The 17136-nt window shown below is 50.8% G+C and carries 14 protein-coding genes; 6 read left to right on the top strand and 8 right to left on the bottom strand.

The window, feature by feature from the left end:
• Window positions 1-148: 148 nt before the first annotated feature.
• Complete coding sequence (locus OXI60_05530) at window positions 149-493, bottom strand: hypothetical protein (protein ID MDE0309277.1); 345 nt, start codon at window positions 491-493, stop codon at window positions 149-151.
• A gap of 696 nt (window positions 494-1189) precedes the next feature.
• Between OXI60_05530 and OXI60_05525 the strand changes: the two genes are divergently transcribed.
• Genes OXI60_05525 through OXI60_05500 form a run of 6 tightly spaced genes read left to right on the top strand, consistent with a single transcriptional unit; the run spans window position 1190 to window position 9438 of the window.
• Window positions 1190-1942 carry a hypothetical protein gene (locus OXI60_05525; GenBank protein MDE0309276.1) on the top strand — a complete coding sequence of 251 codons (753 nt, stop codon included), beginning with the start codon at window positions 1190-1192 and terminating at the stop codon, window positions 1940-1942.
• Complete coding sequence (locus OXI60_05520; protein ID MDE0309275.1) at window positions 1939-4104, top strand: MFS transporter; 2166 nt, start codon at window positions 1939-1941, stop codon at window positions 4102-4104. Before OXI60_05525 ends, OXI60_05520 begins: the two co-directional genes overlap by 4 nt.
• 4 nt (window positions 4105-4108) lie before the next feature.
• Window positions 4109-5140 carry an ABC transporter substrate-binding protein gene (locus OXI60_05515; GenBank protein MDE0309274.1) on the top strand — a complete coding sequence of 344 codons (1032 nt, stop codon included), beginning with the start codon at window positions 4109-4111 and terminating at the stop codon, window positions 5138-5140.
• A gap of 25 nt (window positions 5141-5165) precedes the next feature.
• On the top strand, window positions 5166-7754 hold the full coding sequence (locus OXI60_05510; protein ID MDE0309273.1) for a SpoIIE family protein phosphatase: 2589 nt from the start codon (window positions 5166-5168) through the stop codon (window positions 7752-7754).
• Window positions 7755-7784: 30 nt separating this feature from the next.
• Complete coding sequence (locus OXI60_05505) at window positions 7785-8867, top strand: alpha/beta hydrolase (protein MDE0309272.1); 1083 nt, start codon at window positions 7785-7787, stop codon at window positions 8865-8867.
• On the top strand, window positions 8857-9438 hold the full coding sequence (locus tag OXI60_05500) for a phosphoglycerate mutase family protein (GenBank protein ID MDE0309271.1): 582 nt from the start codon (window positions 8857-8859) through the stop codon (window positions 9436-9438). Before OXI60_05505 ends, OXI60_05500 begins: the two co-directional genes overlap by 11 nt.
• Window positions 9439-9768: 330 nt before the next feature.
• On the opposite strand, the gene OXI60_05495 is transcribed toward OXI60_05500, so the two are convergent.
• From OXI60_05495 to OXI60_05465, 7 genes are all read right to left on the bottom strand, one after another.
• Window positions 9769-10107 (bottom strand): STAS domain-containing protein, encoded by a 339-nt coding sequence (locus OXI60_05495; GenBank protein ID MDE0309270.1) that lies wholly within the window; start codon window positions 10105-10107, stop codon window positions 9769-9771.
• A gap of 357 nt (window positions 10108-10464) precedes the next feature.
• Window positions 10465-11811, bottom strand: coding sequence for a hypothetical protein (locus OXI60_05490; protein MDE0309269.1), 1347 nt, complete (start codon window positions 11809-11811; stop codon window positions 10465-10467).
• Window positions 11812-12023: 212 nt separating this feature from the next.
• Window positions 12024-13364 (bottom strand): 8-oxoguanine deaminase, encoded by a 1341-nt coding sequence (locus OXI60_05485; protein MDE0309268.1) that lies wholly within the window; start codon window positions 13362-13364, stop codon window positions 12024-12026.
• Between the two features lie 12 nt (window positions 13365-13376).
• Window positions 13377-14471 carry a COX15/CtaA family protein gene (locus OXI60_05480; protein MDE0309267.1) on the bottom strand — a complete coding sequence of 365 codons (1095 nt, stop codon included), beginning with the start codon at window positions 14469-14471 and terminating at the stop codon, window positions 13377-13379.
• A gap of 13 nt (window positions 14472-14484) precedes the next feature.
• Window positions 14485-15696 (bottom strand): beta-ketoacyl-ACP synthase I, encoded by a 1212-nt coding sequence (gene fabB, locus OXI60_05475; protein ID MDE0309266.1) that lies wholly within the window; start codon window positions 15694-15696, stop codon window positions 14485-14487.
• Between the two features lie 2 nt (window positions 15697-15698).
• Entirely contained in the window at window positions 15699-16217 is a 519-nt protein-coding gene (fabA, locus tag OXI60_05470) for a 3-hydroxyacyl-[acyl-carrier-protein] dehydratase FabA (protein ID MDE0309265.1), read from the bottom strand.
• A 7-nt stretch (window positions 16218-16224) separates the two neighbouring features.
• Window positions 16225-16893: an LUD domain-containing protein gene (locus tag OXI60_05465; GenBank protein ID MDE0309264.1), complete on the bottom strand. Its 669-nt coding sequence runs from the start codon at window positions 16891-16893 to the stop codon at window positions 16225-16227.
• Window positions 16894-17136: the final 243 nt, after the last annotated feature.

The following is a 17136-nucleotide window of genomic DNA, read 5'->3' as shown; positions in this document are numbered from 1 at the left end:
GTGCACCGCAATAGCGCCAGTCAAGGCGCTGCGCGCCATGCCTGGCGCACAAAAAAATGGTCTGCCATCATTGCGACGGCAGACCCTACCAATAGAAAAAGAGGAGTTAAGTTATGAAATCGTCAATCCGGTTTCTGATCTTGCGGAATTACTTTTTGTTCGCGACCGGCGCTTTGGTCGCTGCTACAGCAGCCTCACCGGCGGATCGGCTGTATTTTTCCCAAAGACTCAGATAAGAGTTGTAAGCTTCGGTGCCCAATTCAATCGCCGAACGGGTTGAATTCTGGATCTGACCGACGGCAAAGGCGTTCCAGTTTTCCTGCGTTTCGACGAGGTCATCAAATGTCCTGACCTTCAACCACGCACCGGACTGTTCGGAAGCACCCTTGAAAATTCGCTGAGCCGATTCGACTCCGAGTTCCACTGACTTGTTGATCAGTTTTGTGTTCACACCAAATGTCTCATTGGCAAGTTCTGAATAATTGATCTGCATGTTCATTTCTCCAAATCAAAAACAATTTATTTGTATGTTGCAGTGCAATATATCATCGAATAAAAGATTGTCAACCCCCAACAAGGAAATTTTTTCAATCGACGATCATCTTTTCCTGAAATATTATGTCTGGTGCGGACTTTTTCTTGTAACGCAATATAGGGAAATACTATTTGATGATTATCAACTCCCTCTTGCGCTTGATCCGTTCGATCACTTCCTTCAATGATACCGTGCAGATGCGATACGCTTGGAGTGATTGTTGCGTTGCAATATATCAAGCCAGAGAATCGACACTCCAGGGTCATTTGAAATGAAGGTACGGACCGGCCGAAAGCGCAGTATTCTCTGATGTTCAAGGATTGCCTGAGCCTCGCGACCTGTCGGTCCAATGGAGTCAGTCGGGGGTTTCCGATCAGGGTGATCGATAGCTGATCAATCCTGATGCGTGAGATTTCAAGACCAAACCGCAATAGCACGTATCCTTGGAACAATGCGAAAGATACAACCTCCATTGGCGTACACCTCCGCGACCAGACTCCGTTCCCCTCTTGACGTTCCCAGAGGTATTTAACAGGTATCAAGTTGTTGATACAGTGTTATAATTCTCGCCTGAGATCATTAATCCGCGCGCACATACTTACAGACCGACTTACCTGAGATATGAAATTCGGCGTTACCTCACGCATTTCCATCATGCTTGTTACAATACTGATGGCAGGCATCGCATTGACCATAGGTCTGAGTCTGGATAAGTTCCGACATACCCACAGCGATTTGCTGACGTCCAGATTTCAGTTTATCGTCAACGATATTCGTCACAAGCTCGAAACGCAGATGGATTTGGGGCTGGCGCTGTCAACCTTGCAAGACGTATCGGAAGAACTCGATAGTTATCGAAGAAATGACGAGATGATTCTCTCTATCGAGGTGTTTGATGAGAAAGGCTCGGTATTGTTCAGCACCGACCCGAGTTTTATCGGCGACCTGGTTTCGGAAGAATGGGTGTTTGCATGGCGGGCGAATCAGAATTCCACTTCATGGTCGCGGCTTGAGCGGGATGCGGCTGTTGTCGGAGTACCCATTCAGAATAACCTCAATCAAAATGTCGGCTCTCTCGCCTTACGCTATTCCAGGGAATTCCTGGACCAAAGTTTTTTCGCACAGACCAGGCACCTTATAACCATCGGTCTGGTCGTGGCTGTCTTCATGGCCATCATGAGTCTTGTAGGATGTATTTTGCTTTTGCGCGGCACGATTACAGACTTGAAAAGTATGACGCAAGCATTCAAGGACATCATGAACAATGAAAAGGACAGCAAACATCTTGAAGCGACCATCAGAAACCATCCGGAATTTGAATCTTTTTCTACGTCAGTTCTTAATGTGCAGGTTGCCTTGAGCAAAGCCAGTTCGGACGTTATTGAACTCGACGAAACCGAATCGTGAATTCCATCCCAGAAAAACTTGAACGCGAGAAATTCGGAATTCAGGAGTTCCTGACACACCAAAGGGGTTTGCTCGCCCGAATGGTAATGCTATCAGTCGTGGTGCTGCTGAGCGGACAGTTCGCGATTTCGTGGTTTGCCCTGCTTGGCTTTGAAACGGAACTCAGCCCACAATTGAGCCAAAAAGCCGAGGTGGTTGGCAACACCATTTCGTCCGAACTGGCATTCGCAGTCGGCGAACTGGATATTCCACCCCACCAACTGGTCGGTGTCGAAGACTATTTCGACAATTACCTTCAGATAAACATGGATATCGAATATCTCGCGATGATTGATCCGAATGGACAGGTGCTGTTCGTTCGGGGTGTCGACCTGGCAACCATCGAAACCATACTGAATGAGTTGAAGTTTCAACACATCAGCAAGGCGAATTTCGAAACTGACGTGCTTGGATATCTCGATGGCGCATTTCCGATCCTTGAGACATTGGCCGGTTCAACGATTTTGCACGTGGGGGTGACCAGCGAGCATATTCGAAGTCAGTTTTTCGAAATGATCTTTGAAATCCTGACTGTGATCGTGATTTCGTGGCTGGTGACCTTCGAACTGCTCGGGTTTTACATGCGTCGTCGCATATCGAGACCTATCAACCATATCCGAACGGTGCTTGCAGAAGGTTCGCGGGGCGTATTTACCACCCGTCTGGTGGGTAGGACAAAGGATGAAATCGGGCAATTGACAACCAGTTTCAACAATTTAGTCCAGAATCTGCAACACAAGTACAACGATTTTCTTTTCGAGGTTGCGGAACTCAAGCACGCACAGATCGACAACAAAATCGGAAATAAAATCAATGGTGTACGAGAGGCGTTCGATTTGAAGTTCACCCTCAGCGGCATTAGGGACGTCGATTCGAAACAGGTTTCACAGATTCGGGTGCCGCTGTTCATGTTCATATTTTCAGAAGAGCTGTCCAGATCGTTCATTCCGCTATTCGTGTCCAAATACGCACCGACAGACCTGATGCTGTCACATGATCTCCTCATCAGCCTGCCGATCACGCTGTTCATGCTTGCGGTGATGGTTGTCACACCATTCGGCGGAGGCTTGGTTGAACGTTTCGGCGTGCATCGAATTTTCCTGATCGGTGTAGTCATTGCAACAGTTGGTTTCATCGGTAATTTCCTGACTCAGACCTACTACGATCTGGTTGCGTTCCGAGTGCTCACGGGTATAGGCTACAGTCTCATCTTCGTTGCATCCGAAGGCTGGGTTGTCCAGAATGCCGGAGAACACAATCGTTCCCAATCGACAGGCATCTTCGTGACGGCAGTTTTTGTCGGCATAATCTGTGGCCCGCCAATCGGTGGAATGATTGCCAACAGAATAGGTTTTGAAGCAACATTCCTGATTTCTGCTTGTCTTGCAGTGACTTCGGGACTGATCATCTATCAGATTTTCAGGTCGGAAGGAGACACCATCGAAAATCGCAGACCTCGAACCATAATCAGCGCATGGGAATTAATCACGTTACTCAAAGATCCCCGGTTCTTTTCGGTTTTGTTCTTGACAGCCATTCCGGCGAAAATGATGATCTCCGGCTTTATTGCATATCTGGTACCACTCTACCTGACCCAACTGGGGCACAATGAATCATCCGTCGGACGATTGATGATGTTTTACGGCTTGGCGACACTTGCCCTGATCTATGTTTCCACGCGCTACGCTGACAGGACGCGTAATTTTGTCCAGGTTGTTTTTGCCGGTGGTCTGCTCGCGGGCGCAGGATGTATTGCAACTTTGTTCTCACAACAGATCGGCCTCAGCAATACCAATGCTGTTGTCGTGGCGATTCTCTTACTCGGATTCGGTCATGCCTTGCTGCTGACTTCCCAAAATTCGATCATTCTGACAGTTGCCAGCGATTATGCCGACACCATCGGAAGAACAATGACAGTCAGTGCATACCGCGTGTTTGAACGAATCGGCATGGTTATCGGACCGTTGGTTGCCGTTGGGCTGATCAGTCAATTCGGCTATCACAATGCCATTGCAGGATTCGGAGCAATCATATTCATCTTGATTGTGATGTTCTTGGTGATCATGTCCCGTCCGAGAGCGCGGAATTTCAAAAGACAAGCCACAACCAGACCTCAGGGTTGATTCCGTGTTCAGAAAGAGTTATCTGATTTTATTTTTTCTTGCCGCACACTTGATTGTGAACCATGCCGCTGCGCAGTCTGATCAGGAAGTCAGTTACGATCGAAAGTACAAAATTTTCGCCGTCGTATGGCGCGGCGAAACCGCAGTTGAAGCAGGATTTCAGGAGTATCTGAATCAACGCGGAATTCCCTATGAAATGACGATTCGAAATCTGAATCTCGACCGTGCGAACGCACCCGGAATCATTGAGGAAATCAAGCAGGTTAAACCGGATCTGGTCTACACCTGGGGGACCGGAACAACGTTGAGTATTTTTGGGAAAGTCAACGAATCGGATGCCGACGGCCAGGTGACAGACATTCCCGGCATCTTTGTCCTGGTTGCGTATCCAGTCAGTGCTGGCATCGTTGAAAGTTTTCAATTCCCGGGGCGAAACGTGACTGGTGTCGCATTTCTCGCATCCATCGAAGCGCAGATCAATGCAATGCTGGCCTATCGACCCTTCAAGAAAATGGCCGTCATTTATGATGAGACTCAAAGCAATTCCAGAATCAATGTCTCTCAGCTGAAGGAAGTTGTACCCCAGTTGGGGATCGAGCTTTTGGTCTTTCCGATCCCAAAGAAATCTGACGGACTTCCGGATCCCGATTCCCTGCCGGGTCTGGTAGCCAAAGCCAAGGAAGACGGCGCGGAAATTCTGTATATGGGGCCGGATTCGTTTATTTTTCGGCACGGTGTGGCCTATACGGATGCTGCCCTGAAGGCCGGGCTGCCTACTTTCGCATCAACACAGGCCCCATTGCGAACCACACGGGCAATGTTTGGCCTCGTCAGCGACTATCACACGCTCGGTAAGCTGGCTGCCGTTCAGGCGGAACGAATACTGGTCAACGGCGACAACGCGTCAAAATTGTCGGTAGCCCGGTTATCTCGCTTCCAGTATTGGATCAACATCGATGTCGCGAGCGAACTTGGCCTGTACCCGCCGATGAATGTGATTTCAATTGCCGAGTTCAAGCGAAGTAACGCTCAGTGAACCCGTTTTGATCAACTTTTGAGTCATGCTGCTACGAACTCGAATCAGCCTGCTAAGCGTACTGACCGTCATAATCATCAGTTCGGCGGTCCTGTTTGCCTCATTTGAGCGCGAGCAACTGATCAGGAATCAGCTGTCAGATGAGATTATTGCGGATGAAGTCAACCTGTGGAGCAAAATCCAAGATGAGTTCATTGCCAATATGGAAGACTCGGCGTGGATAGTTCGAGACAACCGAGAGCTTGTAGGGGCAATTGAAAACCAGGACTACGAACTGATCCGAAACACAGGACGACTGATTGTCAGGCAGCTGATGTCCGAGGAGGTGTCCGATCGCCTTGATATCCTCGACTCGGATGGCAATTTGATTTTCTCATCCCTTTCAGGTGTCTTTCAAAGCCCGATCATCTCGGAAGAAGTCGCAATGAATGCTGTGAAGAACCGTTCCATTGTCCGAGGTGTGGGAAACGACAAGCAGCGCAACACCGCAGTGGTGTATGGATTCCCGATCATCAACGATGTCGATTCGATCGTGGGACTGGGCATCATGTCGCTGGACATTATCTGGCCCATTTCCGAGATGGAAAAGCTCAACGACGCCTCAGTCATGATTCTCAATCGTCGCGGGCGGCTTCTGGTCTCACCGAACCCTGAGATCTGGGAAAACTACGGTGAACTTGTCGATCTCGGTGAGTTGAGCACATCACAGACCATTTCCAAGGATGATCGATATTTCTCGGTTACCGTGCTACCGCAAATAGCGGATGTCGGAAGTCTTGTGGGTCGATTGGTCAGCATAACTGAAGTCACAGAACAGGTTCTCCAAGAGAGAAAAATCAGTCAACTGACAATTGTGGCGATTGTGGTTTTTACACTGATCTCACTCGTCTCAATCTACTTCTACATGCGTTATTCGTTTGCGTCTCTCACGGAAGGTGTTCATGTGCTTGAAGCACTGAGCCGGGGCGACCTTATGATGCTGGTTCATATGAGAAGTGGAAAAGATGAAGTCGGACAGATTGGAAACGCAGTGAATGTATTTCGCACCGGTATGATCACGCTGAATCGGATTCGGCGATCCAGGGAACGCCAGCGCGCGCGGCAAGAAAGGTTCATCTATCGTGAGATGAAAAGCCTCGCAGACACACTGGATGGTGAAGAACAGGCTGCCATGCTGAAAGAACTCGACAAAATCGCACAGCAAATCGACCGAAATGCGAAATCCGGGAATGAAACCGAATCTATGGTCGCAATTGATCCTACCGCTGACGACTTCGACCCGAAGGCCATCCACGGAACAGACAGTCTGCTTTTGATGGCAACAGCCTTTCAGAGCATGTCAACGCGGGTGCAGGACCAACATCAGCGCCTGCGGGACGCACTCGCGACAAAGCAGGCATTCATCGCACTTCGCAAGGAATTGGATATCGCCACCCGGGTCCAGTTGTCCTTACTGCCCCATCGACGTGAACAGTCCGACGCGTTTGAGATCATTGGCGGAATGTGGCCAGCGAAGGAAGTGGGAGGCGATTTCTTCGACTATTTTAGAATTGATGAGGAGCACATCGGGATGGCGATCGCCGATGTGTCAGGCAAAGGAGTACCGGCCGCTTTGTTTGCGGTCATGGCCAGAACCTCGTTGCGCGGCATGGCAGCACATGTACGCTCGCCAGCCAGTATGTTGGAGAGAATCAACAACTTCCTTGAGTCACACAATGACGAGAATCTGTTTATCACTTTCTTCTACGGAATCCTGAACGAATCGACTGGGCAATTCACATACGCAAATGGCGGACATAACGCACCGATTCTGGTGAACGAAGACGGGGCTACCCCACTCGATCTGACAGCGGGCATGGTGTTGGGTATGTTTGATAACCTCAATTTTGAGGAGGATTCGCTATTCCTGCCGCCAAAGTCCCGGCTGGTCATGATCACAGACGGCATTACCGAGGCGTTCAATGAGAATAGTGAGGCATTTGGGGATGACCGATTGCTGGAGGTCGCATCGTCTTTGCCCGATCGGGGTGCTGGAGACGACGTAAAGCACATTATCACGGCGGTTGATAAATTTGTAGGAACTGCTCCGCAGTTCGACGACATCACGTGCGTAGTCTTGCACTACGCTGGAGTCAAGGATCACATACACGGTAGTACAGATACGTTTACAGATACGGATGGTGAGGATATGGAAATAAATCTGACTTTGAAGTGTGATTTGTCCGAAATTCCTCGTATTGCTGAGGAAATTGAGCAACTCGGAGAATCCAATAACTGGCCCAAGGCATGGATATTCAATACCAATCTTGCACTGGATGAACTGATCACGAACATCGTGAGCTATGCCTTCAAGAACGATAGTGAGAAATCCGACATCAGCCTGACGGTGAGTCATACCGCCAACACCCTGCAGATTGTTCTGGAAGACAGTGGTCATCCTTTCGACCCGTTTTTGGAGGCAAGCACGCCGGATCTGGAAGCGGACATGGACGATCGGCAAATCGGTGGACTAGGTGTGTTTTTCGTAAAAACCCTGGTCGATAAAGCAACCTACGAACGAACTGACAATCGTAATCGCGTGACGCTGGTGATTCATCGTCCTGATCATCAATAAAGCAGTGCAACCCCTCACGGTGCACGCTGAATGACTTCCGGCCGACAAGTTGATTTTGCGTTGCGCAAATGGCTGGAGATGAACGTCAATGACCGGTACGACAAGTTGACTTGGGCGCAATACGAAAATCTGATACTGGCGATCAGGGACGAATTTGAAAACTGGCCTGTCCTGAATCGCTTTGAGTATATACATTCAGTGGAACTTCAGGACCCTGACTACGGCTTCGGCAAGCCATACAGCGTTCCGCTTGCTTTTTCCGATTCAGGCGGCGATGGCCAACCTCTTGTTGCAATCGGTGGATTAACCAATGTCGCCCAACGTTTCGATTTCCTGGCATTGGACGCATACCCCGAAGTTCGTGTGATCGCGCTTGATCTCGGTGGCCGCGGTTACAGTGGCTGGATGGCAGAAACATCAGACTATCACCTGGATACCTACATAGAACAGCTGAATCAGTTGATGGTTCACCTGGGATTGGACTCATGTTCACTGCTGGGTTCGTCGCTCGGGGGGTCGATAGCAATATCATTTGCGGCCCGGTACCCCAAACGGGTGCGTAAAATTGTGCTCAATGACAGTACTCCGCATATTCCAGTTGAGCGACGAGCTCGGCGAGCACGGGCCGTGGGCCGGCATTACATTTTTCGAACTCCCTCTGAGATGTTCAGGCGGATCGGCGCATCGGCGAAATATGTAGGCCCAACACCGGATGCCGTACTGCTGCACAGCTCGCACCACAAGACTTGTTGGTCGGATACCGAACAAGGTAGGATATATCGACATGATTTACGATCAATGCTGGCCTACCGAGCGGAAGCGAGCCAAAGTCTGGACTTGTGGGACCAGTGGAGCGCAGTTCAATGCCCAGTCCTATTGCTGCACGGAGTTGAAAGTGATGCGACAACAGATGAGACCATTGCCCGGATGCGGGGTCACGAGAATTTTTCCGTCATTCATATTCTCGATTCCGGCCACACGCCATCTCTCGGAGACAGTGAGTTGACGTCCGCCATTTCCAATTGGCTACAGGATGATGGGCGCAGAGTTGACGATCAGGTCCTATCCGTGAGCTATCGTCCCAATCGAGTTCTTTATCCGGATGAACGCTAGTTCCGACATGTGCAGTTTTTTGTTCATTCGCCATGGCGAGACGATCGCGAATAGGATGCAAGTTGCTTCCGGTGGTGATTCCGAATCAGCTTTGACCGAATTTGGCCGAAATCAGATTTTTCAGGCGACTGACGTCTTGCGGCAGATCGGCGAAGCCCCTGACACAATCATCTGCTCAACGAATCAACGAAGCATCGAGACAGCGGAAATACTGTGCGAAGCATTCAAGGGGCAGATCACATCCTTTCCGCTGTTGCGTGAGAGAAAGCTGGGCGTGTGGAACAACCAGAGCTCGGATGTGGTGAATCCGTTGTTAATGGCCGGTGAAACACCGGAAAACGGAGAGAGTAAGGATGAATTTCGAAGTAGATTTCTTCTTGGATTGAACCAAGTTCATGACCTGCTCCTCAACCACCGTTCCATCATTGTCGGCAGCCGAGGAACGGCAAGGATACTGTTGGAGATGGCAGACGATGACGATGCGGCAAATTTCCCGAATGGAAGAATGCTACGGGTTTCGCTTGTACAATCGGATCAGTTTGAATTGGCGGGTATCGACTACATCGGCTAGGAACCCGCAAGTCCGGGAACGATTACCCAGATCAGATTCCCTCGATAATCATGCGTTGCGGACCGTTGGCCCCGCGCAATTCAAGTCGTCCTGAATGCGAATGCCGCAGATATACTGCGACAATTCGAAAAATAATCCCTGCCGGGTCGGGCAAGTTTCAAGCCATTCAAGCGGCTACGCCGTTACTATCGACAGAACCAGCACAGGGATATGGACTCGAGGCCTTATAGCGAGACTTGGATGGAATGTATCAGGGTGATTGTGCGAGGAGGTCTGAGTCGGGATGAATCGCGCTGATGATAGGGCTCTTCTTGACTAGCTGGCAGCAATTCAGGAATTCATGCTGCTCAGAGCGCCTTCTCGGGTGTCATGAGTCGAAATGATTTTTCCGAAGCCACTGATATCGAAAACATCCTTGACTGATCCGGAAATCGAGCACATCGCGAACTGAGCATTTCGACTCTTCAGAGTCTTTGCAAGCAACAAAATCACTCGAAGTCCTGCGCTGCTGATGTACACAAGATCAGTCAATTCCAGAACTACCGCATTGTCGGAATCAGTGACAATGGATTCAATTGCAGTCTGAAAATCGACAGCATTTTGCCCATCAATTCTACCGCTCGGCTGCAGGATTAGCGCTCCGTCTACTCTCTCTGTAGGAATATCCATCTGATGACCTCCAAATTCCTAACTTGATTCAACTACAAACAAAAAGTCTGATTTATTCTGACAGTCCAAACTGACTCCGGTTCCTTCCGCCCGATGGAAGACGATTTCCCGATTGATCACGTAAGTCGTCAGTTATTCAAAGGGACAGACTCCTGATTCTACTCAACGATATCGGGTCGACTTCAAATATTCACAGCGTCTGCATTAGAACACACTTTAATCTCAAACACAACTGAAAACTATCCAAAACAACATTGTCCATAACGCGGATTTCGAAATCGCATGTTACCTCAGTATCCAAAAACCTCATGTCAATTTTACCGTGCCGGCTGATTCCCGGTTCCAATGGCTGCCATTCTAAACATCGGCATCTTCGTCGTCTGGTAAGATTACGAATTCCGGATAGGCCTCAATTCCCAGTTCTGTTACATCCTGTCCCAATGCCTCAACAGTCGGGGTTACCCGCGCGCCGACAGTCGCACTGATTACTTTCCAAATGACAAATGATGTCACAAAGGTAAATGCTCCGATTGCGACGACACCGGTGAGCTGAACCATGAAGTTTCCACCGCCCGCAATGCAGACCGCTAGCGTACCCCAGACACCGGCAAACATGTGCGCCGGAATGGCGCCAACCACATCATCAATCTTTAATTTTTCCAACACCTTGATGCCCGCAGTACTGATGAAGCCACCAACACCACCGATCACAATCGCCCATTGGTGTGCCTGTATGTCCGGGCCAGCGGTAATCGCCACCAAACCGGCGATCGCACCGTTGAGAACCGCCAGCAAGTCGACACGCCCCAGCAAAGGTCGCGATACAGTCACAGCAACCAGAACGCCAGCCGCAGCGGCAAGATTTGTATTGACCAGGATAACACTCATTGCGACCACGTTGACTGCCGAATCGAGCGCAAGTTGGGAACCGCCGTTAAAACCAAACCAACCAAGCCACAAGATAAAGACACCCAATGTGACAGCAGGGACATTGGAAGGGGGTGTGTTTTTCACTCTTCCGTCCTTGCGGAACTTATTCATTCTTGATCCGACAACCACCGCACCTGCAAGTGCTGCCCAGCCACCTGTCGAGTGTACGATCGATGATCCGGCAAAATCCTGAAACCCAAGTTCCGACAGCCAGCCGCCACCCCAAGTCCAAGCGCCGACGATCGGGTAGATGACCGCGGTCAGCACCGCGATGAACAGAAAGAATGACCACAGCTTGACTCGTTCGGCCAAGGTTCCCGAGACAATGGAAGCGGTAGTCGCTACAAAGACCATTTGGAAGAACCAATCCGACATAGTCGAATAGTCGGACTTCAGAACTTCATCCAACGCCTCAGCATTGCCGTCCAACAAAGCGTATTCCGCCGGTGTTGAACTGTAAAAGAACGTAAATGAGCCTACAAACTTATTCACATCCACGTACATGAGGTTGTATCCGATCAGATAAAAAGCGATGCCGGCGATCGAATACAGTCCGATATTCTTCATACAGATAACCGACGCATTCTTGGTGCGAACGGACCCTGCTTCCAACATCGTAAAACCGGCGCACATCCACATGACAAATGCGCCCCAAAGCAAAAAGGAGAACGAATTGAAAACGAAGGCCGATTCCGATTCGACGGCAGCGTTGGCTGCGGGGGAAATCAGACACAACCCAATCATTGGGACCACGAGCGCCAAGCGTTCTGACACCCTGTTCGCGACCTTCCCACAATCAATGTGGCAACCGATTATCATATGAAACCCCCGGACTTGGGTGTTAGTCTACTGATGGCAAAATTATAAACCAACTTCATTGCCTGGAAATCTCAAATCCGGGCTGCAAAGACGATCAGAGACGAAGCAAGACTGTCGAACTTATTGATTTCAGATACTTTATTTAGTTTGATGACACGATCGCCCAATCAATGCACCTGCATGAGCTTACGCGATGATGCCTGATGACGTGCCATAAGTTCCGACAGGTCAACATCTGGAATCTCGCCGTCAACTACCCGCCAAGCACCCGCAACCATGACACGGTCAGCACGATGTGCGCCACAGAGTATCAAGGCGGCGAGCGGGTCTCCCGCACCCGAAAACCGCAACTCATCAAGTTTGTACATCGCGAGGTCGGCCTGCTTTCCACTCGCGACCACACCGATGTCATCCCGTCCCAGACACGCCGCTGACCCCTGTGTGGCCCATTCGATCGCATCAAGGTGCGTAATTTTCTTCGAACCATATCGAAGCCGCTGAATCTGTAACGCCAGCCGAGCTTCCTGAATCATATTGGAAGCATCCTCGGAAGCAGATCCATCGACGCCAATTCCGATGCGGGCGCCGCTTTGCAGCAATTCCTGGGTGGGGCAGATTCCGGAGGCAAGCAGCATGTTTGAGCCCGGACAATGTGAAATGCCTACCTTCGCCGCACCCAACCGTTTGATTTCCTCGTCATTGAAGTGGATGCCATGCGCCAGCCAGACATTGTCTTTCATCCATCCTACCCCTTCAAGATAGTCGACCGGACGACAGCCATATTCCCTGATACAAAAATTATTCTCATCCTGGGTTTCGGCAAGATGTGTATGCAAGGTAACACCAAACTCATCAGCCATGCGAACCGATTCGATCATCAACTCTCGGGTCACACCGAACGGAGAGCACGGTGCAAGAGCAATCTGCTGCATCGACCCCTCACTCGGATCATGATGCTCCCGGATCACGCGTTCCGAATCGGCGAGAATCGCATCTGTCGTTTGGACAGTAGAAGCCGGCGCCAATCCGCCCTCGGCATCCGAAAGGTCCATACTGCCCCGAGTCAATGCGACACGTATGCCGACCTTCTGTGCAGTCTCCACTTGGATATCGATACCGTTCTCAAGCCCTTCCGGGAACATGTAGTGGTGGTCGGAGGCTGTTGTACATCCGGAAAGCAAAAGTTCCGTGAGTGCCAATTCTGTCGCGTCTGCCAGCTGTTCGGCAGTCAGACGAGACCAGACCGGATACAGGGTCGTCAGCCACGCAAACAATTCCTTGTTCAATGCGGGTCCGTAGGCCCGGGTCAAGGTCTGGAAGAAATGATGGTGGGCATTGATCAACCCGGGCAAAATGACGTGCTCGGAAGCGTCGAATACGCTGTCACAGGAAACTTGCGGCGTGGCGCCGCTTGCAAGACATTCAACAATCCGGTCATTTTCGATCACCATTCCACCGGCCGAATTCTCAGCAAAAACTGCCAGTGGATTTTTTATCCAAGTTCGCATTTCAATACCTCCTTACCCGTTCACGGCTCTGCCCTGATTCGTCGCTTCGTTGTGCAAACCGATCACAATCATTCTCAGTAAAATAATCAAACTACTCAACAAGATCACAAATCCGGATTGATGTGCCAGCGCGACCGGCAATTCCACCCGACTTAACAAAGTTGCCACCCCCAGACCAAACTGGCACAGCGTGATGACCAGCACTGAGTCCAGCACTACCCGAGTCAAGGAACGACTCATGGAAAATCGCTGAAACCAGACAAAGACTGTCGCCACAACCAGTGCGAAAGCGACCCAGCGATGGATAAACTGAATGGCGATCACGTTTTCAAACAAATTCGCCCATAACGGAGTCAGCGAAAATAGCAGGTCCGGAATCCACTCTCCATTCATATGGGGAAATGTATTGACGACAAAGCCTGCACGCGTGCCCGACATGAATCCACCACTGAGCAGCATTATAGCGACCAGGCTGATGCAGATGGCAATGCCGGCGAGCAGCCGCCTCGGGCTGCCAGTATGGTGCAGGCGGATTCTTGTGCCGACCAGCCCGATCAGCAGCCACAGGACATAACCATAGAGCAATACTGCCAGACCCAGATGAGCCGCCAGTCGATACTGACTGACAGAAGGATCACCCACCATGCCACTTTTGACCATGTACCAACCCAGCAAGCCCTGTAAGCCACCGACGACGAAGACCGCAATCAACCGCAGGGTCATCGCCACACTGAAATAGCCCCGTATCTGAAAGAATGCAAATGGCACCAGAAATGCCAGAGCGACCAACCGACCAGCCATGCGATGCGCATACTCAATCCAAAATATCCGCTTGAATCCCGGAAGCGAAAGATCACTATTGACGGTCTTGTATTCGGGAAATTGCTGGTAATGCTCAAACTCCGCAATCCATTGGGTGTGTGTAAGCGGGGGCAACACTCCTGAGATCGGGTGCCAGTCAACCATGGACAGGCCGGAATCTGTCAGGCGTGTATAACCACCAATCGCAATCACGCCGTAAATCATGATACAGATGATCAGCAGCCACATCGCGACATGCATGGGATTGCGATGTGTCTGAATCAGCACCTGTTTCGTTGAAGTCAAGACCGAAAGCGGATTACGGAGACAATTTTTGGAATACCAAGGTCGCATTCGTTCCGCCAAAGCCAAAACTGTTCGACATGGCGGTGTTCACCTCGATATTTTCCGGTTCGCGAACGATGGGCATATCTGCCGCGGCAGGGTCCAATTCCTCGATATTGATCGAGGGGCTGATGAAGTCGTTATCCATCATCAACAGGGTATAGATTGCCTCGTTGACGCCGGCAGCCCCAAGTGCATGACCGGTCAGCGACTTGGTCGACGCAATACGGGGTATATCGCTGAAAACCTCGCAGATCGCATTCAGTTCCTGCGTATCGCCAATCGGAGTACTGGTTCCATGGGCGTTGATATAGTCGACGGGCTGATCGACATTTTCAAGTGCCATCCGCATGCACCGAACGGCACCATCACCGGAGGGCTGGACCATATCGAATCCATCAGAGGTCGCGCCATACCCGATCAGTTCGGCGTATATTCTCGCACCTCTCGCAAGTGCGCTCTCGAGTTCCTCAAGGACTACGACACCGCCGCCGCCGGAGATGACAAACCCATCCCTGCTGACATCAAAGGGACGCGACGCCCTCTCGGCGCAATCGTTGTAGTTTCCTGACAGGGCACGCATGGCATCAAACAGCATCGTCATCGACCAGTGAATCTCATCACCGCCGCCGGCAAAGACAATGTCCTGCTTGTTCAGCTGAATCAGTTCCATTGCGTTGCCGATGCAGTGTGCGCTGGTCGCACAAGCGGAGCTGACCGAATAACTGACTCCCCGAATCTTGAAGTTGGTGCTCAAGGTCGCTGAATTGGTACTCGACATGGTTCGCGGAACCCGAAATGGGCCCACACCGCGAATGCCCTTCGAGCGGAGCATGTCGGTGGCAGCGATGATGTTTTCCGTCGAGGCGCCTCCGGAACCCATGATCATGCCGGTTCGGGGATTGGAAACTTGCTCCTCATCCAAACCCGAGTCCTCAATCGCTTGATGCATCGCAAGATAGTTGTAGGCCGCACCGTCTCCCATGAATCGACGCGCCCGACGGTCAATGGCGCGATCCAGATCAAGATCGATCGCACCGTGAATTTGGCTGCGAAACCCCAATTTCTCGTACTGCGGCTCAAAACTGACACCGGACACACCGTCGCGCAATGACTGAGTCACTTCGCGACAGTCGCGCCCAATACTCGAAACAATACCAAGTCCTGTTACAACAACCCTTCTCATATTCATTTCAACTTGAATAGCCCAACTCTCAGATTAGATCCCTTATAGATTTGTTTTCCGTCTGCTTCCACAATCCCATTGGCGATCCCCATGACCAGTTTGGTGGCAATCACCCGCCGGATGTGAATCCTATAGGTGATCAGCTTTATATCTTCTGTAACCTGCCCTGTGAACCGGACCTCTCCCGAGCCCAATGCACGGCCGCTGCCAGGTTTGCCGAGCCAGCCAAGGTAGAATCCAACCAGCTGCCATAGAGCATCGAGGCCGAGACATCCAGGCATGACGGGATCGCCCTGAAAGTGACATTCGAAAAACCAAAGATCGGGGCTTACATCCAACTCCGCCTCTACGATTCCCCGACCATATTCTCCGCCCGCACTGTCAATATTGGTTATGCGATCAAACATCAGCATTGGCGGTAGTGGCAACTGTGCATTACCCTCACCGAACAGCTCACCCCGACCGCACGAAAGGAGGTCATCATAGCTGTAGCAAGACTTACGCTGCGATTTAAGATTCATGGCGGTACTATTTGGCATCGATCATGATTACGTGCAGACGTCGCGGTCCGTGTGCGCCATATTGGATCGTCTGCTCCACATCTGCTGTTTTTGACGGACCGGTGATCATATGCACACCTGACGTGCCGCCGTCCATCCTGGCTGAGATCAGCCGCAACGCATCGTCAAGATGCCGCACAATCTCGCCGGAATTGATAATCACTACGTGGTTTTCGGGCACAAACGCGTGTGTTGACGAAGCGGTGGGCGAACTGACATGTACGATTGTACCGGTTTCGGCGATTGCGCATACCGCGTCGGTCACGGAAACTAGATCTGTCTTGCGGGCGTTTCGCGTCTCAACCCGCCAGCTATCCGGCCAGTCAAGGTTCTTGAGAAACGGTGACGCACCCATGATCATTTCAGATGGCAGACTGTGCGCGTCGAGAAATTCGCTGACCGCAGCCGGAACCTCAGCATAACTGCGAACAGTTTTCGATGTACCATGCACCGCGCCATGTTTGGCCAGGAAATTTTCGACCAGCAGTCCATCGACAACCGGGCTCGGTGTCTCGGTTGACATGGCCTTGTCGTACTCAGTCTGTGCGTTTTGCCGGATTGTCGGGCCCAGACTCGCCAGTGAATGGCGAACGTTTCCGAATACCTGCTCGCGGGCGGATGGGTTTGGAGTATGCAATTGCAATTCCCTAGCTGATGTGATGGTTCGAGAGATTCATGAAATAGACACGCCTGTCGTATGAGATCCGGCACCACAGGCGCCGCGCTGGGAATTCCATCGAGTTGATATAGAAACGAGTATCCAAGTCATGAATCAGTGTACAGATTAATATAGCCGAATTTCGTCGAGTCGGGGTGGACCAAAAGCACCCTGAAATCTCTTTAGACAAGTCAAAAACAAGAAAAGCCCTGCCGGTATAAT

The organism is Acidiferrobacterales bacterium (genome assembly GCA_028820695.1).
Classification (GTDB): domain Bacteria; phylum Pseudomonadota; class Gammaproteobacteria; order Arenicellales; family JAJDZL01; genus JAJDZL01.
The sequence above is the reverse complement of the archived record's forward strand: the minus strand, read 5'-3'. Positions and strand labels throughout refer to the sequence as shown.

Coding starts and splice junctions, on each gene's coding strand:
- fabA (MDE0309265.1), bottom strand. CDS start 16,217: ATGAATCTTAAATCGCAGCGTAAGTCTTGCTACAGCTATGATGACCTC.
- OXI60_05495 (MDE0309270.1), bottom strand. CDS start 10,107: ATGGATATTCCTACAGAGAGAGTAGACGGAGCGCTAATCCTGCAGCCG.
- OXI60_05500 (MDE0309271.1), top strand. CDS start 8,857: ATGAACGCTAGTTCCGACATGTGCAGTTTTTTGTTCATTCGCCATGGC.
- OXI60_05485 (MDE0309268.1), bottom strand. CDS start 13,364: ATGCGAACTTGGATAAAAAATCCACTGGCAGTTTTTGCTGAGAATTCG.
- fabB (MDE0309266.1), bottom strand. CDS start 15,696: ATGAGAAGGGTTGTTGTAACAGGACTTGGTATTGTTTCGAGTATTGGG.
- OXI60_05530 (MDE0309277.1), bottom strand. CDS start 493: ATGCAGATCAATTATTCAGAACTTGCCAATGAGACATTTGGTGTGAAC.
- OXI60_05505 (MDE0309272.1), top strand. CDS start 7,785: ATGACTTCCGGCCGACAAGTTGATTTTGCGTTGCGCAAATGGCTGGAG.
- OXI60_05525 (MDE0309276.1), top strand. CDS start 1,190: ATGCTTGTTACAATACTGATGGCAGGCATCGCATTGACCATAGGTCTG.
- OXI60_05510 (MDE0309273.1), top strand. CDS start 5,166: ATGCTGCTACGAACTCGAATCAGCCTGCTAAGCGTACTGACCGTCATA.